This is a genomic window from Planktothrix sp. FACHB-1365 (genome assembly GCF_014697575.1).
Lineage (GTDB): Bacteria > Cyanobacteriota > Cyanobacteriia > Cyanobacteriales > Microcoleaceae > Planktothrix.
Map to the genome: position 1 here is coordinate 827,971 of NZ_JACJSC010000001.1, position 22,176 is coordinate 850,146.

At 39.3% G+C, this 22,176-nt stretch carries 20 protein-coding genes and 1 CRISPR repeat array; of the genes, 9 read left to right on the forward strand and 11 right to left on the reverse strand.

What is annotated here, in order from left to right; all coding sequences use genetic code 11:
• Positions 1–42: 42 nt before the first annotated feature.
• Complete coding sequence (locus H6G57_RS03485) at positions 43–816, reverse strand: RNA polymerase sigma factor SigF (protein ID WP_190516002.1); 774 nt, start codon at positions 814–816, stop codon at positions 43–45.
• A 523-nt stretch (positions 817–1,339) separates the two neighbouring features.
• Positions 1,340–2,176 (reverse strand): photosystem II manganese-stabilizing polypeptide, encoded by an 837-nt coding sequence (locus H6G57_RS03490; protein WP_190516003.1) that lies wholly within the window; start codon positions 2,174–2,176, stop codon positions 1,340–1,342.
• Between the two features lie 404 nt (positions 2,177–2,580).
• On the opposite strand from H6G57_RS03490, the gene H6G57_RS03495 reads away from it, so the two are divergent.
• The gene (locus H6G57_RS03495) at positions 2,581–2,928 is read left to right on the forward strand and encodes a hypothetical protein (protein ID WP_190516004.1); all 348 of its coding nucleotides are present in this window, start codon (positions 2,581–2,583) and stop codon (positions 2,926–2,928) included.
• A 22-nt stretch (positions 2,929–2,950) separates the two neighbouring features.
• Here the strand turns inward: H6G57_RS03495 and H6G57_RS03500 are convergent, their stop codons facing one another.
• Both H6G57_RS03500 and H6G57_RS03505 read right to left on the reverse strand, forming a co-directional pair.
• The gene (locus H6G57_RS03500) at positions 2,951–3,682 is read right to left on the reverse strand and encodes a calcium-binding protein (protein WP_190516006.1); all 732 of its coding nucleotides are present in this window, start codon (positions 3,680–3,682) and stop codon (positions 2,951–2,953) included.
• 67 nt (positions 3,683–3,749) lie between these two features.
• Complete coding sequence (locus tag H6G57_RS03505; RefSeq protein WP_190516007.1) at positions 3,750–4,409, reverse strand: phosphoribosylanthranilate isomerase; 660 nt, start codon at positions 4,407–4,409, stop codon at positions 3,750–3,752.
• 222 nt (positions 4,410–4,631) lie between these two features.
• On the opposite strand from H6G57_RS03505, the gene psaK reads away from it, so the two are divergent.
• Together psaK and H6G57_RS03515 are read left to right on the forward strand one after the other, a co-directional pair.
• Entirely contained in the window at positions 4,632–4,913 is a 282-nt protein-coding gene (gene psaK, locus H6G57_RS03510) for a photosystem I reaction center subunit PsaK (protein WP_190516009.1), read from the forward strand.
• A gap of 234 nt (positions 4,914–5,147) precedes the next feature.
• Entirely contained in the window at positions 5,148–6,365 is a 1,218-nt protein-coding gene (locus H6G57_RS03515; RefSeq protein WP_190516011.1) for a site-2 protease family protein, read from the forward strand.
• A gap of 71 nt (positions 6,366–6,436) precedes the next feature.
• On the opposite strand, the gene H6G57_RS03520 is transcribed toward H6G57_RS03515, so the two are convergent.
• Complete coding sequence (locus tag H6G57_RS03520) at positions 6,437–7,126, reverse strand: biopolymer transporter ExbD (protein WP_190516012.1); 690 nt, start codon at positions 7,124–7,126, stop codon at positions 6,437–6,439.
• Positions 7,127–7,189: 63 nt separating this feature from the next.
• Positions 7,190–8,002: a MotA/TolQ/ExbB proton channel family protein gene (locus H6G57_RS03525; protein ID WP_190516014.1), complete on the reverse strand. Its 813-nt coding sequence runs from the start codon at positions 8,000–8,002 to the stop codon at positions 7,190–7,192.
• A 260-nt stretch (positions 8,003–8,262) separates the two neighbouring features.
• On the opposite strand from H6G57_RS03525, the gene H6G57_RS03530 reads away from it, so the two are divergent.
• Positions 8,263–10,443: a transglycosylase SLT domain-containing protein gene (locus H6G57_RS03530; RefSeq protein WP_190516015.1), complete on the forward strand. Its 2,181-nt coding sequence runs from the start codon at positions 8,263–8,265 to the stop codon at positions 10,441–10,443.
• Positions 10,444–10,452: 9 nt separating this feature from the next.
• Positions 10,453–10,854, forward strand: coding sequence for a nuclear transport factor 2 family protein (locus H6G57_RS03535; RefSeq protein WP_190516017.1), 402 nt, complete (start codon positions 10,453–10,455; stop codon positions 10,852–10,854).
• 136 nt (positions 10,855–10,990) lie between these two features.
• On the opposite strand, the gene H6G57_RS03540 is transcribed toward H6G57_RS03535, so the two are convergent.
• Both H6G57_RS03540 and H6G57_RS03545 read right to left on the reverse strand, forming a co-directional pair.
• Positions 10,991–11,458 carry a GNAT family N-acetyltransferase gene (locus H6G57_RS03540; protein ID WP_190516018.1) on the reverse strand — a complete coding sequence of 156 codons (468 nt, stop codon included), beginning with the start codon at positions 11,456–11,458 and terminating at the stop codon, positions 10,991–10,993.
• 12 nt (positions 11,459–11,470) lie between these two features.
• Positions 11,471–13,150 carry a family 10 glycosylhydrolase gene (locus H6G57_RS03545; protein WP_190516020.1) on the reverse strand — a complete coding sequence of 560 codons (1,680 nt, stop codon included), beginning with the start codon at positions 13,148–13,150 and terminating at the stop codon, positions 11,471–11,473.
• Between the two features lie 238 nt (positions 13,151–13,388).
• On the opposite strand from H6G57_RS03545, the gene H6G57_RS03550 reads away from it, so the two are divergent.
• Positions 13,389–13,835 carry a hypothetical protein gene (locus tag H6G57_RS03550; RefSeq protein ID WP_190516022.1) on the forward strand — a complete coding sequence of 149 codons (447 nt, stop codon included), beginning with the start codon at positions 13,389–13,391 and terminating at the stop codon, positions 13,833–13,835.
• Positions 13,836–13,840: 5 nt separating this feature from the next.
• Complete coding sequence (locus H6G57_RS03555; protein WP_190516024.1) at positions 13,841–14,680, forward strand: Rpn family recombination-promoting nuclease/putative transposase; 840 nt, start codon at positions 13,841–13,843, stop codon at positions 14,678–14,680.
• An 11-nt stretch (positions 14,681–14,691) separates the two neighbouring features.
• On the opposite strand, the gene H6G57_RS03560 is transcribed toward H6G57_RS03555, so the two are convergent.
• Both H6G57_RS03560 and H6G57_RS03565 read right to left on the reverse strand, forming a co-directional pair.
• Positions 14,692–15,411: a M15 family metallopeptidase gene (locus H6G57_RS03560; protein WP_190516025.1), complete on the reverse strand. Its 720-nt coding sequence runs from the start codon at positions 15,409–15,411 to the stop codon at positions 14,692–14,694.
• Between the two features lie 165 nt (positions 15,412–15,576).
• Complete coding sequence (locus H6G57_RS03565; protein WP_190516027.1) at positions 15,577–16,245, reverse strand: class I SAM-dependent methyltransferase; 669 nt, start codon at positions 16,243–16,245, stop codon at positions 15,577–15,579.
• Positions 16,246–16,401: 156 nt separating this feature from the next.
• Here H6G57_RS03565 and H6G57_RS03570 point away from each other — a divergent pair, with 156 nt between their 5' ends.
• Positions 16,402–17,964 (forward strand): DEAD/DEAH box helicase, encoded by a 1,563-nt coding sequence (locus tag H6G57_RS03570; RefSeq protein ID WP_190516029.1) that lies wholly within the window; start codon positions 16,402–16,404, stop codon positions 17,962–17,964.
• Positions 17,965–18,076: 112 nt separating this feature from the next.
• Positions 18,077–19,300 carry a DUF790 family protein gene (locus H6G57_RS03575; RefSeq protein WP_190516031.1) on the forward strand — a complete coding sequence of 408 codons (1,224 nt, stop codon included), beginning with the start codon at positions 18,077–18,079 and terminating at the stop codon, positions 19,298–19,300.
• A 5-nt stretch (positions 19,301–19,305) separates the two neighbouring features.
• Positions 19,306–21,571: direct repeats of the CRISPR family, unit length 37 nt; unit sequence GTTTCAATCCCTGAAAGGGATTATAGCTGATTTCAAC.
• Between the two features lie 314 nt (positions 21,572–21,885).
• On the opposite strand, the gene H6G57_RS03580 is transcribed toward H6G57_RS03575, so the two are convergent.
• Positions 21,886–22,176: a hypothetical protein gene (locus H6G57_RS03580; protein WP_190516032.1), complete on the reverse strand. Its 291-nt coding sequence runs from the start codon at positions 22,174–22,176 to the stop codon at positions 21,886–21,888.

Genomic DNA, 22,176 nt, shown 5'->3' on the forward strand with positions numbered 1-22,176 from the left:
TGAAATTTTAGGGATGGGAAGACTCGGAGCATCAGGACTGGGCTACTCGCCACCCGCCATGAGTTTTTGTAAGGAACTTAAGCCTTTTTTCACCCGACGAGAAACCGTGACGGAACTAATTCCCAAACGTTCTGCGGTTTCTTTTTGGGTGAAATCATAGAGGAATACAAATTCCAACACTTTTCGGGTTCCGTCTTCTAATTTAGCTAAAGCTTGTTGTAACCGAATTTGATCTTCTTGAGCTAACTGAAAACTACGATAGCGACTATCGGGAACTAATTCCCCTAAACAAGTTGTCCCTTCTTCTTCATCTTGAATGGGAGCATCTAAACTGAGTAAAGAACGATTGCGGTTAGCCAGTTTAACTTCGTTCCATTCTGCTACCGAAATCCTCAATACTTCGGCGACTTCGGCATCGGTGGGGGGCCGTTTCAGTTCTACATGGAGTTGTTGAATCACCTTCAAGGATTGCCGTTGCAGAGTCAACCATTGACGGGGAACTCGAACCGAGGGGCTTTTGTCTCTTAAGTAGTGTTGAATTTCACCCCGAATATAGGGAATTGCAAAGGAACTAAAGGCATGACCTTTAGACAAATCAAATCTTTCTATGGCCCGAATCAAGCCGATGCACCCGACCTGAAGTAAGTCTTCATAACTTTCGGTACACTGGTTTACCCAATGGTGTACCTCCTTACGCACTAATCCAATATTTAACTGGACAATCCGGTTACGGACATCCTTAGAAGGAAACTGTTGATATTGGCGTAACAGTTCCAAACTTTCGCTTCTGGGATAGTTGATGACTTGAGTAGGCATGACAAGATCCTGCGTTGGTAGGGCTGGCTAATGAGTTCAGTATCAATCTTGACCACACTCGGCTTAATATGGGAAGTGAGGTTAGAGGGGAGTACCTGGGAAAGACAGAACGCTTAACCTAGATACTACAGTCAATATGGGGTCGAGGCTGTGCACTAAACGAGGACTTTGGGGAAGTACCCTGGAAGCCTAGCTTGAATCAATTTATACAGATTAAGGGCAACAATATACTATTTTAGCTCTACTTCTGGGGTTGACACAAGATTTTTATACAAATTAATGGATTGACTTAATCGTCAATAGACCCTCTAACCAAGACTCCTGATTCAGGAAAGCTGATCAGAGCGGAGTTTAGGGTCTGGGTGTCGGAAGATAGAGGGTTAAACCGTTACCCCTGACCCGTTAACCGTCAAGCCATTGTCAAGGGATGGTCAACGATGAACGGGAAATAGATAACCGTCAATCCCCCTGTCTTCCAACCTCAAAGTCTCTCATGAAGAGATCAATTTATGGATAGGTTAGCTTAGACGGCAGATTCAATGCGACCATAGAACACACCCCGAACTTTGACAGCCAAGGCTTCTTTGGCACCTAAGTCGTCATCAGAAGGCTGTTCACTTTCAAAAATGCCAGCAACTTCTCCAGTTTCGCCGTCAATTTTAGAAACTTGTAAGGAAATACGACCCGCTTTGACCTTTGTATCCGCCAACTTGACATTAGCCGATGTTAAACCTTCTTCATCGGCGGTTGCGGGTAAAGCCACAGCATTATCATAGCCAGAAGCCACCCCACGAGCTTTGGGATCTAAGAAGTTAGCGCCTCGATAGGAGGGAACGTTAAAAGCTCCACTTAAATCCGTAGAGGTATTGATACTGCTGACTGCATTTTTAGAGCTTGCGACTAAGCCTTTAACGGTAAACAGGAAAGGAACTTCCTCACCACCGGGTAATAAAACCGTAATGGGTTGGAAATCAATTCCATCTTTTTCTTGAAAGGTTAGTTTTCCATCGGAACCAATCAGAAGATTACCACTGATTTGATCTAAGCTATAAGTGAAACGAGTTAAAAGACGACCCGGAACAAATTCAGCTTCTTTGCGTTTATTGCTGGGTTCTTCTTTCACAAAATAGTTGGTGGGTTGCAGACACAGACCACTCAGACTATAGGATTTCTTCGGATCAAGAGGAATAGAACCTCGTGCTGTTTCCGGTAAGGTCGGACAGTTTACAGCTAATCCTGTATTTCTAATATCATCATAGGTCAGTAACTTAGGATCTTTGGCTTGTGGGCCATCAGAACAAGCGGTGATTACAGTTAAACAGATTGCTAACAGTGCAGCAACCAAAGCGCGATATCTCATTGTCAACCTCAATATCCAAAATTGATATGTGAAATTAGGATTGTGGCGTTGAAATCGTTTTCGGCGACAAAGCCACAAATGGGAACACTTCTAGGGGTGCGTTCTCAAACTCCTCGGTCTAAAGACATAAGGACTTTTGCTTCAACGGGGTTAGTCACGTTGAATCAGGGAGCTATTGGGTAGCTGAAACATAACCCAATAGAGATTTTACACGGCTTGTGACTCTTTTTTTTACCACAAGTACAAATTCGTTCACTCGCAAGCAAAAGCGCGGTGGAATCTGGGGGGAAGAAGACGGGAGACAGGGAACAGGAGATCAGTTAAACTACTTAAGTTGATTTGGCGATCGCAATCTTGAAGTGGGGGTCTGCCAATTTATGGAGAGAAGAACGTTTTAATTGATTATGGATAGTCACACTCAATTGGATTTATCAGCGTCGTTAACTCAGCTTGAATCCTTAGCGGATGAGGTTTGGACATTGGCGAAAACGGCGGAAGGAAATAGTCTGGAGCTTTTGGCGATACTCAGAATTTTAGAACAGTTACACCAAGACATTCGAGATAGTCTGTTTCAACAATCTTTACCCGATAATCGTCAGCAACTTTATCATTTATTGCGAGAGATTGAATCCCAAGGCGGGTGGCCTTATATTCCCCGCAGTTCTCTCAAATCTGTTATGGAACACTTACAGAAGGAGTCTCCCGTCATGGATTTAGAGGAAGTATCTGGACAAGAGGAAATTCAGGGATAGGCTGGGGAAAGAGGGGGTGAGTTTACAAGAAATTGAGGGAGTTGGCGGCGAGAAAAACGCCATCTAATGCAAAGTCATCAACATTTAAAACTACAGCCAAGATTTCCTGAGTTTGAACGAGGACAATCACGGTATCGTTCACTAAACCATCGCCTTCATAATCCATTAATTGTTGATAGTTTAAATCAGCATTGGTTAGCCCATCTGTTAATGCAATTTTATCATTTTGGCTAAACCATTCAAAGTCGGCAATCACATCAACTTGCTGTGGGTTGGAGTTGGCTTCATCGGTTCTGAGAATAAAAATATCACCGCCTTCTCCTCCTGTTAAGGTATCAATTCCTAAATCCCCCGATAGAATATCTTTCCCCGCTTGACCGAAAATTTGATCGTCTCCTTTACCCCCATATAATTGATCATTTCCGTTTCCACCATCCATGAAATCATTGTCCATATCTCCTCGGAGAAAATCATCTCCGGCTTCTCCAAAAATCTGATCATTTTGTTGACCACCAAAGACTTGATCATTTCCCTCTCCGCCATAAACGCTATCTTGACCTTGATTAGCAAAGATATTTTCATGATCGATACTTCCGGTAATTTGATCGTCTCCGGCTAAACTCCAAAGTCCATCGGGATAGTCTGTTAGTTCTCCTTGAAATAAGGTAATATATTCGGAGGTATCACTTGCTAATAATCGCAAGGAACCATCGGGGTCAGGAATTAATTGAACTGGGGAAGAAAGTGAGATCATAGAAGTAATATAGAAATTTTATACTAATAAAAATTGAATGTTTTTTAACAGGGTTTAAAATCTAATTCTACGCAATATTAGGCGTTTTTAATTCTAATAAAACCCTTTCTATCGCTTTCAATAATTGACGAACTTTCGCTAAATCTTTATCACCGGGAGAACGTTCAACGCCACTTGAAAGATCAATCCCATCCGGTTTTAACTGTTGTAAGGCGTCCTGAATATTATCAGGGGTTAATCCTCCAGCAAGAAACCAAGAACAAGGGGGAGAAAATTGTTGTAAACTTTGCCAATCTAAGGTGTGACCCGTACCCCCCAACTGTTGAGGGTGATAGGCATCTAATAAGAGGGTATCAATACAGTTAAAATAGTTTTGGGTTTGGAGTAATGTTGCTTGAGATTGAATGCGGAATGCTTTGATTAATTCTATTTGGGGTAATATTTGACGTAAGCGATCGCAAAAATCCGGGGATTCATGACCATGAAGTTGTACACCCGTTAATCCCGTTTCTATCACGGTTTGATGAATTTGCTCTAAACTGGCATTGGCAAAAACCCCAATCGTTTGAACAGCGTTCGGTAAATCCTTTAAAATATTGCGAATTTGTGCGGATGTGACATAACGAGGGGAAGAAGGCACACAGATAAACCCTAACACAGTAACACCCAGTTGAGCGATCGCATACCCTTGATCCGGTTGGGTAATTCCACAAATTTTAATTCGCATTCATCCTTTTCCTATTGAGTTTACGGTCTGATTCCTGGTGGCAATTCGTATCAAAATTTTACATGAAATATTAACTTTTTCAACAAATTAGACGTTTTTACAATCAGATTTCTATAATCCTGAAAGTTAAAGACGGTCATTCCTCAACGGCTAACGATTAGGAAAAGATCCAGTCCATTCCTTGCAATTAACAAATTTGTCAATTCATCAGGAGATACAAACTTGATTTACACTTCTTTACTAATGTCGATAAAAGGGACAGTTCCCACCACCGTTAATTGGTCTCCCAGCGTGGCAATTGTTATGATTGTCTGTAACTTGTTAGCGATTTTCATCGGTTTCTACGCCATTTCTAAAGAAAATCGGGGCAAAGGGCCAGATTTACCCGGTTTACCTCGGATGTTTACAGGATTTGGAGTTCCTGAATTATTGGCAACGGCAAGCTTTGGACATATTTTAGGGGCTGGGGTAATTTTAGCATTAGGTAACGCTGGAGTTCTATAAGAGCAGTTTCCCCAGCAAAGTTAAAAACAATCAGGAAATTTAACCCTCCTGAAATTTTCTCTGTTATTCTCGGTTCAACCTTCTAACCTGCCCATGCGAATTAAGCGCAGGCTCAAGAATTAACAGCTTGCGCGATTCGCGTTATTAACAATAACTTCAAGAGCTTGAGGTTCTTGATACACTGTTAACAGGGAGGCTAAACCCACCTTATCTAAACGGAGTTAAAGGCATCTCATGCAGGCAGGTTGGCGGATTGGATCTTTATTTGGAATTCCACTCTTTGTTGATTCGTCTTGGTTTGTGATTGTTTTGTTATTTACAGTCGCCAATCGCCAAGATTATTCTCAATGGGGGCCGAATTTATCTTGGATTGCTGGTTTAGCGATTGCATTGTTGTTATTTGCTTCAGTGCTCTTACATGAACTTGGCCATAGTTTAGTGGCTCAATCCCAAGGAATTCGAGTGAATTCGATTACCCTTTTTCTCTTTGGAGGGGTTGCTTCCATTGATCAAGAATCCAAAACACCAGGTCAAGCGTTTCAAGTGGCGATCGCTGGGCCTCTGGTGAGTTTTAGCTTATTTTTTATTCTAAATCTGATTGTCCAATTTTTACCGACTTCAAGTTTAATTTATTCCCTGATTCAAGAATTAGCGAGAATTAACTTAGTTTTAGGCATTTTTAATTTAATTCCAGGGTTGCCCCTCGATGGCGGACAAGTCCTCAAAGCAATAATCTGGAAACTTACAAGAGATCGGTTTACCGGAGTTCGTTGGGCAGCAAAAACAGGTCAATTTTTAGGAATTTTAGCAATTTCCCTCGGCTTATCGGCGGTTTTATTTGCTAAAAGTTATGGTGGATTATGGATTGCTTTAATTGGCTGGTTTGTGTTACAAAATGCGGGTTCCTATAATCGCCTCACGGATCTACAAGAAGCCTTAGTTAAGATTAAAGCAGTTGATACCATGACCCGTGAATTTCGAGTTGTAGATGCTGATTTAACCTTACGTCAATTTGCGGATGAGTATTTAATTGGGGTTGATGTTGTTCCCGTATATTTTGCTGCCTCTAATGGTCGGTATCGAGGGTTAGTGTCGGTCGAGGCGCTGCGAATTATTGAACGGAGTCAATGGGATATTCAGAAATTACATCAAATTATTCAACCCCTGAATGAACTGATTACCGTATCGGAAAAAGCCTCATTAGTTGAAGTTATTAATGCTATGGAAGAGAAAGAACTCCGCCGGATTACCGTATTATCTCCGGCTGGAGCCGTAGCAGGTATGATTGATCGGGGGGATGTGGTACGATCTGTGGCAAATTATCTGAAAGTTCCCATTTCCGAAGCGAGTATTCGCAGTATTAAAGAAGAAGGAATTTATCCTCCCGGTTTGCCATTAGTGACTTTAGCAAAAACCATGATTTCAAGTTATAGAAACCCCCCAGAAAGTTAGGGTGTTAATCATAAATTTGACTCCTGAATCTTGATTAAGATCTGCCCGTGAGAACAGGTGAATCTGTTGAATTAAAAACTCCGTTGTCCTTGATCTTCAGAAGGAAGGGTATTATTAGCCGGAGGAATTTGAGGGACAAAGGGATTAGCGTTATCCGAGGGGGGGATAGAAGGAGTTAAAACTGGACTATCCTGAGACGGAAGACTATTAGGCGGGTTGGGTAAGGGGGGCACAATGGGGGGTAAAGCATCGCCAGAATTAGGCGTTGTTGGGGCAAAGGGAGGCTGAATATTAGACGGATTGGCAGGAGGAGTTACGCTAGGATTTAAGGGGTTTGTGGGCGGTTGAATTTCCTGAGAACTGGGTAACGTCGCCAGGGCGACCCGTTCCCCACCAATTGCCCTCAAACGATCTAAAACCCGAACAACATCGTTGTAACGGGCTTCTTTCGGGGCATATAACACAATTAAGCCACTGGGATTCCAACGACGAAATCGTAATAAGGTTCGGTCTAATTGATCTTGATTAACAGGTTGTTGCTCAATATAAGTTTGTCCAGCCGTATCAATCCCCACAATTAACATTTTTTGCATTTGGGTTTCCCCGGTACTGGCTTTGGGTAAATCCACATTAATGGCTTGTTGACGAGTTAATTGTAAGGAAGCCAAAATAAAGAACGTGAGAATACAAAACACCACGTCAATTAAGGGAATTAATTCTATTCTGGCTTCATCAACGGTTGAATCGGTTCTAATTTTCATAAAAGTTTTGTGATTAATGTCTTGTTTTTTCAGGAAAAAGGCAGTATTAGCCGTTAAAACCGTTTATTTTTTATCTTCTTCCTCATCCAAAACCTCAGACGGTTCTCCCGGTTTAATTGTTTTTGGGGGTTCTACCGCAGCGTTATGATTATTGTCTGGGTCTACGAACAAATGTTTGAAAATCGGTTCTTCTGTTTCTACTTCCTGTTCTTCTTCCTCTTCGGTTTCAGGAATTTGTAACTGAGATTTTGCATAGGGCCAATTTTGACGATACAGCAGTTCTAATTCATTTCCGGCTTTACGGAAGATTTTAGCTTGACCAAACATTAAACCCTGAAAAAATCGATAAAAAGCCAAACTCAAAATGGCAACAATTAATCCTGTTGCGGTTGAAATTAACGCTTCTGCAATGCCCAAAGTAACATCCGCAGACGATGAAGTGCCAATATCTCCTAAGCGAATTGAACCCAAAGAGTTAATTAACCCTAATACGGTTCCCAAGAGTCCCAATAGTGGGGCCATGGCAATCACCGCCTCAAAAACTTTGTCTCCCCGACGCATGAAGGCTAATTCTTCATCGGCTGCGGCTTCTAAGGCCAAGCGAAATAACTCCGGGTCTGGAGACTGTAACCGCAGGGGTGCATAGAGAAACCGTCCCATGGGTTGATTGCTGGATTGTTTGGCAATTTGATGGGCTTTTCCCCATTGTCCTCGCCGCGCCGAATCAATCACTCGGTTGACGATTTGCTTTTCTTTGGTGAGGGTGGTAATCCAAAACCAAATGCGTTCTACAATCACAGTCATCGATAAGATGGACAAAATCAGCAAAGGCCACATTGCTGGCCCACCCTTGGCAAAAATCTCTTGGATATTCATGGAATTGGCACAACCTCCTAAAAACCGAACCCCTACAACTGTATTAGATGTGCAGGTAATATGGCGAATAAAAGCCAAACCCTTTCAATTTTGCCATTCTCTGGAGCGAATCGCTACTATAACAGGAGTTGTCAGGGTGGGGAAACCCCCCTCGTCAGCGAGTGAGAAGACAGCGAGAATCCTGCTATTGGGAAATCAGGTAAGTTAAAATTAGAATTGCTCTGTCTATTTTTCCGCTCTGTTCTTTTTAAGCATCCATCATGATTAAGCGACGAATCTCGAAAGTTTGGATTTTGCCAGCGATCGCGTCTGGGGCTTTGTTGGTGGGTGTATTTTTCCCCCTCACTCAATTTCAAGAGTGGAAAAAATCATTCCAGCAAACTCCGGCTTCTGTTTCACAAACTCCTGAATCGGAAGTTTTAAAACTGGCTTTATTGCCGATTTCTCAACGTCAACCCGAATTAGAAGCGATCGCCAAAACTAAAAATGATTCCCTAGAAACCAGTCGGGCGCGATATTTATTAGCCAGCGATTCTTTAAAGGAAAACCCGGAAACGGCACTCAAATTATTAGAAGGATTAGAGAAAGATTATCCCTTATTGGCGGGTCAGATTTTAGTTAAACGGGCGCAAGCTTATGAACAAATGGGAGAGCCGGAAAAAGCTGAAAAAACTTGGCAGGAATTGTTAGCAGGTTATGGTGATCAACCTGTTGTTGTAGAAGCGTTATTTGCTTTAGGAAAAACAAATCCTCAATATTGGGATCAAGCGATCGCAAAATTTCCCAGTCATCCCCGCACCCTAGAAATTGCTCAAAGTCGCCTGAAACAAAATCCGAACCAACCTGACTTATTGTTATTAATTGCCCAACATGGATTATATTTAAAAGACTATGGAACTTATTTAGAACAATTAAAGGCAAAATTTGGCAACCAACTCACACCGGAACAATGGGAAATTATAGCCTTTGGCTATTGGGAAAAACAAGATTATGGGAAAGCCGCGATCGCCTATTCCAAAGCCCCAAAAACCTCTAAAAATCTCTATCGTCATGCCAGAGGCTTATGGTTAGATGATAAAATTCCTGAGTCTCGAATTGCTTATCAACAGTTAATTAATACCTTTCCCAATGAGATTGATCCCCAAGGAGAAGATGCCGGATTTGGTTTATTAAGATTATCCAGACTTTCCGATCAAAAAGACGCTTTAGTGTATTTAGATCGAGTGATTTCTCAATTTCCCCGCCATGCAGCCGAGGCTTTATTAGATAAATCTAAACTCTTAGATCAAATGCGATCGGAAAAATCTGCTTCCGAAACTCGTCAACAATTACTCAGCCAATATAGTGAATCTGAAGCCGCCGCCCAATTGCGTTGGGAACTCGCCCAACAAGCAGTAAAAGCCGGGAATTTACAAGTAGCATCCGACTGGGCTAAACAAGTTTCACTGAAGAATCCTGATAGTGAATTTGCTCCAGAAGCCACATTTTGGGTGGGGAAATGGGCAGAGAAAATCGGCAATTCTCAAGAGGCAAAAAAAGCTTATGAATATTTAATTGTACGTTATCCTTCCTCTTATTATGCTTGGCGTTCTGCGGTGCATTTAGGATGGCCTGTGGGAGATTTTACCACCGTTCGACCCCTCTCTCCCCATGTTGAACATCCTGAGATTCGAGAAGTGCCTCCGGCGGGTTCTAAAATATTACAAGAACTGTATGCGTTAGGGCAAAATCAAGAGGCTTGGACGCTATGGCAAACGGAGTTTAAAAATCCTATGCAGCCTTCGGTTTCTGAACAATATACCGATGGTTTAATGCGAATGGGAGTGGGGGATAATTTAGATGGAATTTGGATGTTATCGAGTTTAAGTCGGCGAGATGATCCCCAAGAGCGATCGCAATATTTAGACTTAAAACAAAGACCCGCTTATTGGGAAGCATTATATCCTTTTCCCTATTTAGAAACCATTGTTAATTGGTCAAAAGAACGGCAATTAAATCCGGTTTTAGTAACGGCTTTAATTCGTCAAGAATCCCGATTTATGCCTCAAATTAAATCTGTTGTCGGGGCGACGGGATTAATGCAGGTGATGCCAGAAACGGGGGCGGATGTTGCTAAACAAATTAAATTAACAGATTATTCCTTAGAAAATGTCAATGACAATATCAATTTAGGAACTTATTATCTGGATTTTACCCATCGAGAATATAACAATAATTCAATGTTAGCCGTCGCCAGTTATAATGCTGGCCCTGGTGCGGTTTCAGATTGGCTGAAACGATTTGGTTTTCAAGATCCTGATGAATTTGTAGTCAAAATTCCTTATCCTGAAACCCAAGGTTATGTAAAATCGGTGTTTGAAAATTACTGGAATTATCTCAGAATTTATAATCCCGATATTGCTCAACGTTTACAAGAACATACTGCTAATTATAAAAATTAAGGAGGATTTATGGAATCTGGAGCCTCTTCTACCTTAGCTGTTGCTCAACAAGGGTTTGATCGACTTCAGCAAGGTTTAGTGACTGGACAATGGGAACCTTTTTTAGAAATGGTGATGGAAGATTGTACCTTTTCTTTTCCTGCGGGCTCCTACAAAGGCTTACATCAAGGGAAAACAACGTTAGCCAAGTTCTTAAATTATGCCAGTGAATGTGTGTTTAAAAAGAGTTTAACGTTAACGTTACAACGGATAACTTATAATGAAACAACGGTGGTTTTTGAAGTGGTTTCAGAAGGTGAAATGTGGGATAAACCTTATCAAAATCAAGCCGCTATTGTATTTGATATTCAAGGCGATCACATTTGCAGTTACCGAGAATATTTAGGTGTTATTTTTACCTTACCTTCCTAATAAAATGTAGTCAGCCCTTCAGGGCTGTCTGGATTCAATCATAATAAAGAGGGCTGAAGCCCTCACTACAACTAGAGGGCTGAAGCCCTCACTACAACTATATAGAGGGCTGAAGCCCTCACTACAACTAGAGGGTTTATATTAACTGATCAATGTTTTCGGTTAATCGAATTAAACGAATAAATTGACAAGGATAACCGGAAACATGACTTTTAAAGCTTCCAATTTCTTGAAATCCGGCTTTTTGATAAAATGCGATCGCTCGTTGATTTCCAGCCATAACAATTGTATAAGCGGGGGAACCAATCAGCTTTAAAACTAAGTTTAATAACCGTTTACCAATGCCTTGATTTTGATAATCGGGATCGATATATAATAAAGCAATACAGTTGCGATCTATTGCAACAAAACCAACAATTGTTTTCCCTTTACAAGCTACAAATTTATCATAAATATAGCAAATTTGATTCGCATTGGGATTGTGCGCTAGAGGGGTCATCGCCCTTAAATCACAAGATCCCAAAAATTCCGCAGGTTGAGCGCGATCATGAACACGACAAATTAGTGGCCAATCTTGATCTAAATAAGGGCGAATTTTAATCATTGTTGTTGATCATTAAACAAATTTTGGGCGTTCTAAACCTTGAGAAAATAACGATTTTAATTCAGCTTTTTGGGTTTCTGATGTCATCATTTGTTTCCAGGTTTCATAGAAGAAAAACGAGGTTCCTGCAAATTTGCGATCGCGGGTTAGTTGGATTTGTTCTTTTATCGTTGTAAAGGACATCGGTTTAATTCTAAGCCCCGTTAAAATCCCAATACTCACAGGAATATGGCTTTTGGCTTCCAAGAGTTCAGGACGTTTTAAATCGGCTAAAAAGCCATTCATATCCTCTCGATAAACTTGTAAGACTAATTCTTCTAAATAGCCTTCCTGTTCCCAGGTTTTCCAATCTTGTAAAAACTGAGAATAAGCATACAAATAAGGATTCGGGGATAAAGAAAGAATACAATTCGGTTTATAATCTTTAATCACCCAGAAAATTCGAGTTAAAAATTCCGTGATTTTTTTCGCCCTCCAACTCACCCAATTTGCCTCTTTAAAATCCACAGGAGGAGTTGCATTACCTGTTTCTTTCTGATATAATTTAACAGTAAATTCATCATAACCTAAATCAACGGGTAAACCAAAGTGATCATCCAGTTGAATTCCATCAATATCATAAGTTCTAACGACCTCAATGATTAATCCTAAAATAAATTGTTGAACTTGAGGATGAAAGGGATTTAACCAAACTTGATTAACTTGACTTTCTTGATAACCTTTTGTCCCATCTTGACGACAAGTAATCCAATGGGGACGTAGTTCGGCAATTTTAGAATTGGGGGGAACCATAAACCCAAATTCAAACCAAGGAATCACACTCATGTTGCGTTCTTTTGCTAAAGGAATCATTTCCTGAAGAATATCTCGATCTTTTAATTCAGGAATTGGATCTATTTTAATTCCGGTGAATCGTTCCATTAAAACACTGGGATAAAGGGTATAACCGTCATTCCAAATGGTCGGATAAACAGTATTAAACTTACATTCTGCTAATAAATTAAACGCTTCTGTTAACGCATTTTTAGAGAACAGAACATCACTATCAATATTGGTTAACCAAACTCCTCTTAATTCTCCAGTCGGGACGGAAATAATGGGCGGTTTCACAATATATTGTTCTGGAATAGTTAAAGGTTCATTTTGTTGACGCAATGCTTGACAAAAAAACACGGCTACTTCCCCACGAGTTGCAGGTTTATTGGGGTTTAAAAGTTTCACCTCTGGATAATTCACCACTAACCCAGATTCAATCGCCGCTGCAATAGCCGTCCTCGCATAATTGGGAATATCTTTAGCATCATTTAAACTCTGATTTAAGGTTTTAACAATAGATTGAGTGGGTTCATAATTTAATCCCTTAACTAATGCGACTAAGGCTTGAACTCTGGGAATATTTTGTTGGGGTTTAAAACTTTGGTCTTCATACCCACTCATAAACCCAGTTCGATAGGTTTTTTGAATCACACTATAGGCCCAAAATTGCGACGAAACATCCTTAAATTCGATGGGTTCTCGATTCTCTAAAAGTTGAGGAAAGGCTTTAATCAGCATTGTGGCAAATTCGGCCCTTGTGACGGGTGCATCGGGTTTAAAGCTGCCATCTCGATAGCCCGTGATGATGTTTTTATTGGCTAAATTTTCAATACTGTCTTTAGCCCAATGAGTCGTTATATCTGTAAATTTTACCATAAGGAATTCAATTGATCGGGAGTTTTCAGTTGAGGAAGAGGTCGTTTGTAGATTCCAGTTTCAGGGTTAATCTTTCAGAACAAAACTACACAATAAGTTAATTTTGCATCAAATTTCATCCTAAAAGAATATAATATAAGTAAGAATTTTACCCTAAAGTAGGATAAGTTACAATCTTTGAAGATGTTAACTTATTCATAGCCTTTCAGTGATTGTTTTATAGCTTCAGGTCTAAATTATGAAATTCATTTCTACACTGGTTTCTGGAATCACAACAGCCATTACAACTCTCACATTAGTTACAAGCGTGGGAATGGCTCAAATGGCTGAAGTTCCCCAAGCGAATTCTAAAGGAGATTTTGTGACTGCAAAAGTTCAAGGAAATCGAGGACTTTATAATAATATTTATTGGTTAGTTGTTGACCCCGAATCTCTCAACTGTCGGAATACTCCCGAAGGAACGATTAAAGCTAAATTAGTGTCGGGGGCGATTATTAATGCCCTGTTTTCTAATAATGGTAAAGGAGATGCCATTGTTCTTAAAAATGGTCAACCTTGGTTAAAAGTAGAAAGTATTCATCCGGGTGGCCCTCGGTTTAATTCAGGAGTGTGTTATGTTCGGGCTAATTTGAAATATATTGCCCCCATTAATGCAGATTATCTTGAGCTTTTTACCAAGGAATAAAAGTTATGCGTTTTATTAACCCTAAAACGGATTTTGCCTTTAAAAAAATTTTTGGTTCATCAGAAAGTAAGGATATTTTGATTAGTTTCCTGAATGCTTTGGTTTATAATTCGGAGCCTATCATTCAGGATTTAGAAATTTTTGATCCTTATCTTTCCCCCAAAATTACGGGTTTAAAGGACACTTATTTAGATGTTAAAGCCCAACTGAATACGGGTGAAATTGTAATTATTGAGATGCAGGTTTTAAATGTAGAAGCCTTTACCAAACGAGTTTTATATAATGCAGCAAAAACCTACTCGCTGCAATTAGATGCTGGACAAGGCTATCGATTTTTAAAACCTGTTATTGCTTTAACGATTACTGATTTTATTGAGTTTGAAAATACTGATAAACTCATTTCTCGGTTTGTATTTAAAGAAAAAACTCAAAACTTTAATTATTCTGAAAATGACTTAGAATTAGTGTTTGTGGAATTACCCAAATTTCAGAAATCCTTAGAAGAATTAGAAACGTTAACGGATAAATGGATTTATTTTATGCAAAAGGCTCGATTATTAGAATCTGTTCCTGAAACGTTGGAAAGTGTTCCTCAAATTCAACGGGCGTTTCAAATTGCTAATCAAACCAATTTAACCCGTGAAGAATTGGATGAAGTTGAAAAACGAGAACTGTTTTTACAGGATCAAAAAAATGCAATTACTTTAGCTCAAAATGAAGCAAAACGTGAAAAAGCAATAGAAATTGCTCGTCAACTTTTAAATATTTTAGATGATCAAACCATCAGTCGAACAACAGGATTGAGTTTAGAAGAAATTCAAAATTTGCGTTATTTTCGTTCTTAAACTCTCAACTCTCAACACAGATATCGACCATATTTGGCAATAATAGGGGTCTTATTTGGTTGTTGATTCGTTAACCAAGCCCATAATTGATCTCCCCAGGAAAAATGCCACCATTCATTGGGGTGTTGTTGAAATCCTGCGGTTTTCATCACTTTGGATAAAATTTGACGATTTTGATGATAGTTTTGTTCCGTTGGGTCTGAACTCTTTTCAAAATAATTGGGGTAAGATCGAGGAGAAATTTCATCAATTTCTGACCCCATATTCAGCCATTTTCCGGTTTCATTTACTAACGTAATATCCAGTGCTGCACCTGTACTATGGGGGGGCGGTGTAGTGGGATCTAAACTGGGAGATGCCCAAAATTGATAAACTTCTGTTAAGATAGATTGGTGTTGTTCTGCGGAAAGAGAGTGTTGATTTAATCCCCGTTCTTTTAATAACTGATTAAAAGAATAATCTACCATAAATTGTTGTACTTCTACCGGACGATAGGCATCAAAAATGAGGATTTTCCAGTTAGGATAATTGTCTTGTAATAGCAATTGTGCGGTTAGTAAACGCTCTAAAACACTTTGTCTTAAATAATAGGGAGAATCTACCGCAGAAAGATGATAAGGCGCACCTAATTTTTGATAAGCGTGGGGAGTTTCTATTGCAAATTTTTCTAAGGGAATCTTAACGAGAGGTTCACCGCAGTCTTGAATGGTAATTTGTTGATAAGGTTTCATAATATTTGTTAATTTTAAGTAGTAAGCCCTTCAGGGCTTAGAGTCCTAAAGGACTCACTACGGCTTAGAGTCCTAAAGGACTCACTACGGTTTAGAGTCCTGAAGGACTCACTACGGTTTAGAGTCCTGAAGGACTCACTACGGTTTAGAGTCCTAAAGGACTCACTACGGTTTAGAGTTTCGGGATGCAATAACCGCATAAAAGGGATCGCTTCCTCCCATTCCTAACATTTGCATAAATAGAGGGGTTTTAGATTGGTTAGAAATAACTTCTGGGGAACTAAATCCGGGTAAATTGTTGATTTGGACTGAATTAAAATAACCCTTGACTAATTCGATGCGATGGGCTTCAGTTTCTTCTCGCCAAGCTGCGATCGCTTTTTGATAAAACATTCGATTAGAAAAGCTAATAATGGAAATTCCACCCGGTTTTAAAATTCGATGAATTTCTGAGACAATGGCTTCAGGATATTGTAAATATTGAATTGAGACACAGATTAAAACCGCATCAAACTCTTGATCTGATAGGGGAAGTTTAGGATTTTGATTTAAGTCTTGAATAAAATAATGATCAAGTTGAGAATTTTTTGCTAATTCTTCTTCGTTCATCCCATGTCCTTCAACATGAGCAAATTCAATATCATTGGGAAGATGAGACACCCAACTACTCATTAAATCTAAAATGCGAGTTTGGGGTTTTAAACGGTTTCGATAGAGGGTGGTTAACTGATCAATAAAGGCTTCATCGACGTGGGTAACAAAACGAGGAAAAGAGTAAAATAGAGAGTCGTCTGTCTCGTCTAATTTAATCCGTTGATGACGTTGAAGTAACATAATGGGATTGATTAAGCGTGAGTTCAATTCGATTGAGTAATCTGAATATTAAGAATTGTATCTTATTTTCAATTAAATGGCTATAATGATTCTAATATTGATTTATTAGTCAAAAAACAAGATTCAGAATCGATCTGAAACATACGATAGAAACTCATGCCTCGTACACCTATATTAACCTTTGATCGGGGTACATTATTATTACATCCACCTCCACAGGGAAAAAGTTGGATTGATTTTGCGACCTGGGATGATCGGGTGGAAAAATTTAGAATTCCAGCTTATTATTATCGTAGCTTAGTGGAAACATTACGCAAGAATCAGGTTAATTTTATTGATCAAGCTCAGGGTTTTAATACTTTAGAATTAACCCCTAGTTTTGAAATGCCTCCCTATGTTCATCAACAGGAAGCTTTAGAAGCTTGGCAACAGGTAGGAAGTCAAGGCGTTGTCGTTTTACCCACGGCTTCTGGGAAAACTTATTTAGCTCAATTAGTCATGCAAGTGACGGGATATAGCACTTTAATTGTGGTTCCCACATTGGATTTAATGCACCAATGGTATGCCCATTTATTGGCAGCTTTTCCTGATATTGAAATTGGATTATTAGGGGGAGGATCGAAAGATAGAACCCCGATTTTAGTGGCAACTTATGATAGTGCAACTATTCATTGTGAAACGTTAGGCGATAAATATGGGTTATTAATTTTTGATGAATGTCATCACTTACCAACGGATTTCTATCGCGTCATTGCTGAATATTCCCTCGCTCCTTATCGGTTAGGACTAACAGCAACTCCTGAGCGTTCTGATGGTAGACATAGCGATTTATCGATCTTAATTGGGTCTACCGTTTATCGAAAAACACCGGAACAGTTAGCAGGAGGAGCATTAGCAAGTCATAAAGTTGTCCAAATTTTAGTTAAACTTTCTCCTAAAGAACGAGAAATTTATCAAGAACAAATGAAAATTAGAAATGAATTTATTAAAGAGAATAATATTAAATTATCCAGTTTAGAAGGCTGGAAACAATTTGTGATGTTAAGTGCGCGATCGCCTTTAGGAAGACGGGCAATGTTAGCCCACCGACAAGCGAAAGATATTTCATTATGTACCAATGGAAAATTAAGAATATTAGCTGATTTACTCGCTCAACATTATCCTGAAAAAACCTTAATTTTTACAGCCGATAATTCTACGGTTTACCGAATTTCTCAAACCTTTTTAATTCCAGCTATTACTCATCAAACCCCCATTAAAGAACGCCATGAAATTTTAACTAAATTTCGAGAAGGAGAGTATAAAACCCTGGTTGCATCCCATGTTTTAAATGAAGGGGTTGATGTTCCCGATGCTAAAATTGCAATTATTTTATCAGGAACCGGATCAGAACGGGAATATATTCAACGGTTAGGGCGAGTTTTACGCAAGGGAAATACCCCCAATAAACAGGCGATTTTGTATGAAGTGGTTACGGAAGATACCAGCGAAGAACGTACCGCCCAACGTCGTAAAGGAGAAACGAAATCTAAACCCCTACCTCCGAAAAAAGCCTCGAATTCTGGTTATCAACAATTAGATATTTTTCAACCGACTCCTCTATATGGTCGCGGCAATTCTCAAAGCAAACGGGTTGCTGAATCTTCTGAACAATGGAATACTTCAGAAGATTCTGAATATAATAGGGAACAGGAAGAAGCAAAAGACTTTAATCTCTAGGTTTTCTGCATCAGCTTTGGTTAATCACTGTGTTTGTATGGCTACTCTATGATAGGATTTAAAAATATATTTTTTTACAACCATCTTGTGAATTTAGGAACCTTAATTTATCATGCTACCTTCTGAACTTTTAAGTTATAAACAACAGGGAGAAACGGTTATTCCCCTGCGTTTAAATATTGATACAAAACATATCAATCTAGCAACGGATGTGATTCAATGTTTTGAAGAATCTGTGAATCAAACCCAAGGGGAACTGAATAAGAAATTACAGGAATTTGAAGGGGATAGTCCTGACTATCGGTTGAAACGAGGATTAGCTCATTTATTAAGAAGTAGTTTTTGTACCTTTGAGGTTGTTAGTCCCTTAGAACCTGTAGAATTACGACAAAAAGTATTTGCATTAGCGGCGAAAACTGTCCCCAGTTCGGCGGCGACAGAACACACCTTAGAACAGGTAGCAACTCAACTCAGCCAAGACTTAAATCGAGAGGTTTTACCGCATCAAATTTTATCAGGTCTTTATGCAGATTTACAGGAAAATCGAATTTTAACCCAATTAGATTCTCCCACTCCAGAAGCGTTATTACATCGGTATAATGTATCTCAAGTTCAGGGGATTTTCTATCAAGCGAGTCAAATTATTATTAACGCCTATCGCAATGACCCAGGGGAATATAAATTATTATTTCGATATTTAAAATTATTCCAATTAATGACGTATATTGAAGGAGATGCAGATCAAGGATTTACCTTAACCATTGATGGGCCGACCAGTTTATTTAAAGCCAGTACCCGCTATGGTTTATCTTTAGCTAAAATGATTCCGGCTTTACTTCATGTGACAAAATGGAGTTTAAAGGCGAAATTACAACAACGTGACCCCTATACTCGTGTGGTGAGAACGGGTTATTTTAGTTTAAATTCTGATTGCGGTTTGGTCAGTCATTATCCACCGGGTAAACCCTATGATAGTATGATTGAACAATCTTTTGCTGAACGTTGGAATAAGTTAAAAACTGAATGGAAATTAGAACGTGAAGTGGATTTAATTCCCCTTCCGGGGAGTGTGATGATTCCTGATTTTCGGTTAGTTCATCCTGATGGACGGGTGTTTTTATTAGAGATTATTGGCTATTGGCGACCGGAATATTTACAGAAGAAGTTTTATCAGGTTCAACGTTCTGGATGTGATACTTTAATTTTAGCGATTTCTGAACGGTTGAATTTAGAAAATGCTGGCATTAATATTAATCGTCTCCCGGTTCCTGTGGTATGGTTTAAGGATAAGTTATCGCCTAAAGCAGTATTAGATATTTTGGAAAATCAAGCCTAAAATATTATTCATACCCTGATAAAGATTATAGTCAATTTCAATCTCTGTAGTAAGCCCTTCAGGGCTTTCTTCTTGCACTTTCAATCCCTGAAAGGGATTATAGCTGATTTCAACAAAAAGATCTGAATTAATTTGGGGTTCATACTTTTTGAGAGTTTCAATCCCTGAAAGGGATTATAGCTGATTTCAACCCTCCAAATTGAAATTGACTACAGTTACACCATTGTTTCAATCCCTGAAAGGGATTATAGCTGATTTCAACGATCGGTTCTTCGCTGGCTTCTGGCGGGAGTTTTGGTTTCAATCCCTGAAAGGGATTATAGCTGATTTCAACAGATAGAAGTTACGTCAGTATCGGAGTCAGTTTTAGTTTCAATCCCTGAAAGGGATTATAGCTGATTTCAACTTTCAACCTGTTCATAAGCAAGGGATACCAGAAAGTAAAATGTTTCAATCCCTGAAAGGGATTATAGCTGATTTCAACACAACAACAGTTAACCAATTTAGATTCTATTCAAAAAAATGTTTCAATCCCTGAAAGGGATTATAGCTGATTTCAACTTATCGCTCTTACCCTTAGCTATCTCAGGCATAAGCGTTTCAATCCCTGAAAGGGATTATAGCTGATTTCAACCACCAATGCGTTTGATTTTCCAGTAGGGTTGAATATTAGAGTTTCAATCCCTGAAAGGGATTATAGCTGATTTCAACTGGAATCATGTATTTCAACGACAGGAAAGAACGCTTACAGTTTCAATCCCTGAAAGGGATTATAGCTGATTTCAACAGAAACGAACAAAGCAGGATTTAACGTATTCGGGTTTCAATCCCTGAAAGGGATTATAGCTGATTTCAACTAGGGTTATCACCTCTTTCTGTATCATAGTGTTCTATCGGGTTTCAATCCCTGAAAGGGATTATAGCTGATTTCAACAGGACAAATTTAGAGAAGTTCATCAGGCAGTTAAAGTTTCAATCCCTGAAAGGGATTATAGCTGATTTCAACTTCATCTGTCTGATCCTTTACCGTGTAGTGTTCCGTTGTTTCAATCCCTGAAAGGGATTATAGCTGATTTCAACGGGGAACGGATAAGCGCGATCACTGCCGCTCCAGCGTTTCAATCCCTGAAAGGGATTATAGCTGATTTCAACTTCCGGTTTAATCACAGTTATTGCACCTTGTGGAGTTTCAATCCCTGAAAGGGATTATAGCTGATTTCAACTATTATAACGGTTGATGCTATCTTTCCCGTCTACTGGAAGGTTTCAATCCCTGAAAGGGATTATAGCTGATTTCAACGCGGGGGGTTTGAGTATGCTTTTTTTATAACTTCCGAAGTTTCAATCCCTGAAAGGGATTATAGCTGATTTCAACCCTTTATTGATGGTTGAGAGGGTTAAATTTGAAACAAAAGTTTCAATCCCTGAAAGGGATTATAGCTGATTTCAACCATTAACTCTCTCATCCTTACCCCCAATGAATGGTTTCAATCCCTGAAAGGGATTATAGCTGATTTCAACCCACCCCTCCCCTTGAAAACTGATCCACTGATCCAGTTTCAATCCCTGAAAGGGATTATAGCTGATTTCAACAAACCGGGTTCAACATCTTCTATCTGTTCACCAAACCAAAGGTTTCAATCCCTGAAAGGGATTATAGCTGATTTCAACTCACACCAGTCATAAATAGATTGACGACTTTTTAGTTTCAATCCCTGAAAGGGATTATAGCTGATTTCAACCATCGCCCCTCTAACAAAATCCTCAATCCTATCATCATTCAGTTTCAATCCCTGAAAGGGATTATAGCTGATTTCAACAATAATTCCTTCGGGGTATCTTGATATTGACGTGAATTAAGAAAGTTTCAATCCCTGAAAGGGATTATAGCTGATTTCAACTGTAGTGCTTCCGATACATCTCTGTATACCCTTCTGTTTCAATCCCTGAAAGGGATTATAGCTGATTTCAACTAGATCATTTTTTAACGCTAATAACGCTCCATCCTTACCCGTTTCAATCCCTGAAAGGGATTATAGCTGATTTCAACTGGACTCAAATCTTCCCTGGATTAATGGCAAAAATCGTTTCAATCCCTGAAAGGGATTATAGCTGATTTCAACTGCCTGCTCAAACTTCTCTAAGTCTCTCTGCCTCTGTTCTGTTTCAATCCCTGAAAGGGATTATAGCTGATTTCAACTTGAGAAGGAATAGATTTGTTAACGCTACGGAGAGTTTCAATCCCTGAAAGGGATTATAGCTGATTTCAACCGCAGGCTTCTGAGAGCCTTAATCTATGAGGTTTTCAAGGTGCGATCGCGCCAACTTGATCTGAATATACCATTTCAGCCATCGACTTAGCAAGAGGCAAAAATCAAAAAACGCTAAAACCCTCTTCAGATATAGCGTTTAAGAACTGCGACAACCCCATTGAACCCTCAACAGACCTCAAACCCAGAACAGACAACAGTTTCAGACGTGAATTTCAGCCCTGGGAATTTCAACAGCGATAGGTTAGCGCAACTTCGGGGGATACTCAAATATTAGAGGATGAGACGGTTTCTGACTTCAATTTCAATAATCTCTTAATTTTGTTGAACTTGGATAAATTCAATATGGGGTAAAAGGGGATCTTTAATCATACCAATTCCCGCAAAACCCCAGCGCTGTAAAATCGGTTTAATTTGCGAACCTGTAATTGATTCTACCGCAAATCTATCTTTCAAATCCCCCGCGTGTTTGTTTAAATAACCCAAGGCATCAAATTGTTCTGAAAATAATAATAAATAACTTGATGGCCTATCCGGGTTAGGACGGGCGGTGACATAACGGCCATCAGATCTCGCTCTAAGAATATAATAAACTTCTGAAAACAT

What these genes read in the sequence shown, in the direction of transcription:
- H6G57_RS03535 (WP_190516017.1), top strand. Translation starts at nt 10,453, where the DNA reads ATGGAATCTGGAGCCTCTTCTACCTTAGCTGTTGCTCAACAAGGGTTT.
- H6G57_RS03540 (WP_190516018.1), bottom strand. Translation starts at nt 11,458, where the DNA reads ATGATTAAAATTCGCCCTTATTTAGATCAAGATTGGCCACTAATTTGT.
- H6G57_RS03570 (WP_190516029.1), top strand. Translation starts at nt 16,402, where the DNA reads ATGCCTCGTACACCTATATTAACCTTTGATCGGGGTACATTATTATTA.
- H6G57_RS03560 (WP_190516025.1), bottom strand. Translation starts at nt 15,411, where the DNA reads ATGAAACCTTATCAACAAATTACCATTCAAGACTGCGGTGAACCTCTC.
- H6G57_RS03505 (WP_190516007.1), bottom strand. Translation starts at nt 4,409, where the DNA reads ATGCGAATTAAAATTTGTGGAATTACCCAACCGGATCAAGGGTATGCG.
- H6G57_RS03530 (WP_190516015.1), top strand. Translation starts at nt 8,263, where the DNA reads ATGATTAAGCGACGAATCTCGAAAGTTTGGATTTTGCCAGCGATCGCG.
- H6G57_RS03500 (WP_190516006.1), bottom strand. Translation starts at nt 3,682, where the DNA reads ATGATCTCACTTTCTTCCCCAGTTCAATTAATTCCTGACCCCGATGGT.
- H6G57_RS03575 (WP_190516031.1), top strand. Translation starts at nt 18,077, where the DNA reads ATGCTACCTTCTGAACTTTTAAGTTATAAACAACAGGGAGAAACGGTT.
- H6G57_RS03490 (WP_190516003.1), bottom strand. Translation starts at nt 2,176, where the DNA reads ATGAGATATCGCGCTTTGGTTGCTGCACTGTTAGCAATCTGTTTAACT.
- H6G57_RS03495 (WP_190516004.1), top strand. Translation starts at nt 2,581, where the DNA reads ATGGATAGTCACACTCAATTGGATTTATCAGCGTCGTTAACTCAGCTT.
- H6G57_RS03555 (WP_190516024.1), top strand. Translation starts at nt 13,841, where the DNA reads ATGCGTTTTATTAACCCTAAAACGGATTTTGCCTTTAAAAAAATTTTT.
- H6G57_RS03545 (WP_190516020.1), bottom strand. Translation starts at nt 13,150, where the DNA reads ATGGTAAAATTTACAGATATAACGACTCATTGGGCTAAAGACAGTATT.
- H6G57_RS03515 (WP_190516011.1), top strand. Translation starts at nt 5,148, where the DNA reads ATGCAGGCAGGTTGGCGGATTGGATCTTTATTTGGAATTCCACTCTTT.
- H6G57_RS03525 (WP_190516014.1), bottom strand. Translation starts at nt 8,002, where the DNA reads ATGAATATCCAAGAGATTTTTGCCAAGGGTGGGCCAGCAATGTGGCCT.
- H6G57_RS03565 (WP_190516027.1), bottom strand. Translation starts at nt 16,245, where the DNA reads ATGTTACTTCAACGTCATCAACGGATTAAATTAGACGAGACAGACGAC.
- H6G57_RS03550 (WP_190516022.1), top strand. Translation starts at nt 13,389, where the DNA reads ATGAAATTCATTTCTACACTGGTTTCTGGAATCACAACAGCCATTACA.
- H6G57_RS03520 (WP_190516012.1), bottom strand. Translation starts at nt 7,126, where the DNA reads ATGAAAATTAGAACCGATTCAACCGTTGATGAAGCCAGAATAGAATTA.
- H6G57_RS03485 (WP_190516002.1), bottom strand. Translation starts at nt 816, where the DNA reads ATGCCTACTCAAGTCATCAACTATCCCAGAAGCGAAAGTTTGGAACTG.
- H6G57_RS03580 (WP_190516032.1), bottom strand. Translation starts at nt 22,176, where the DNA reads ATGTTTTCAGAAGTTTATTATATTCTTAGAGCGAGATCTGATGGCCGT.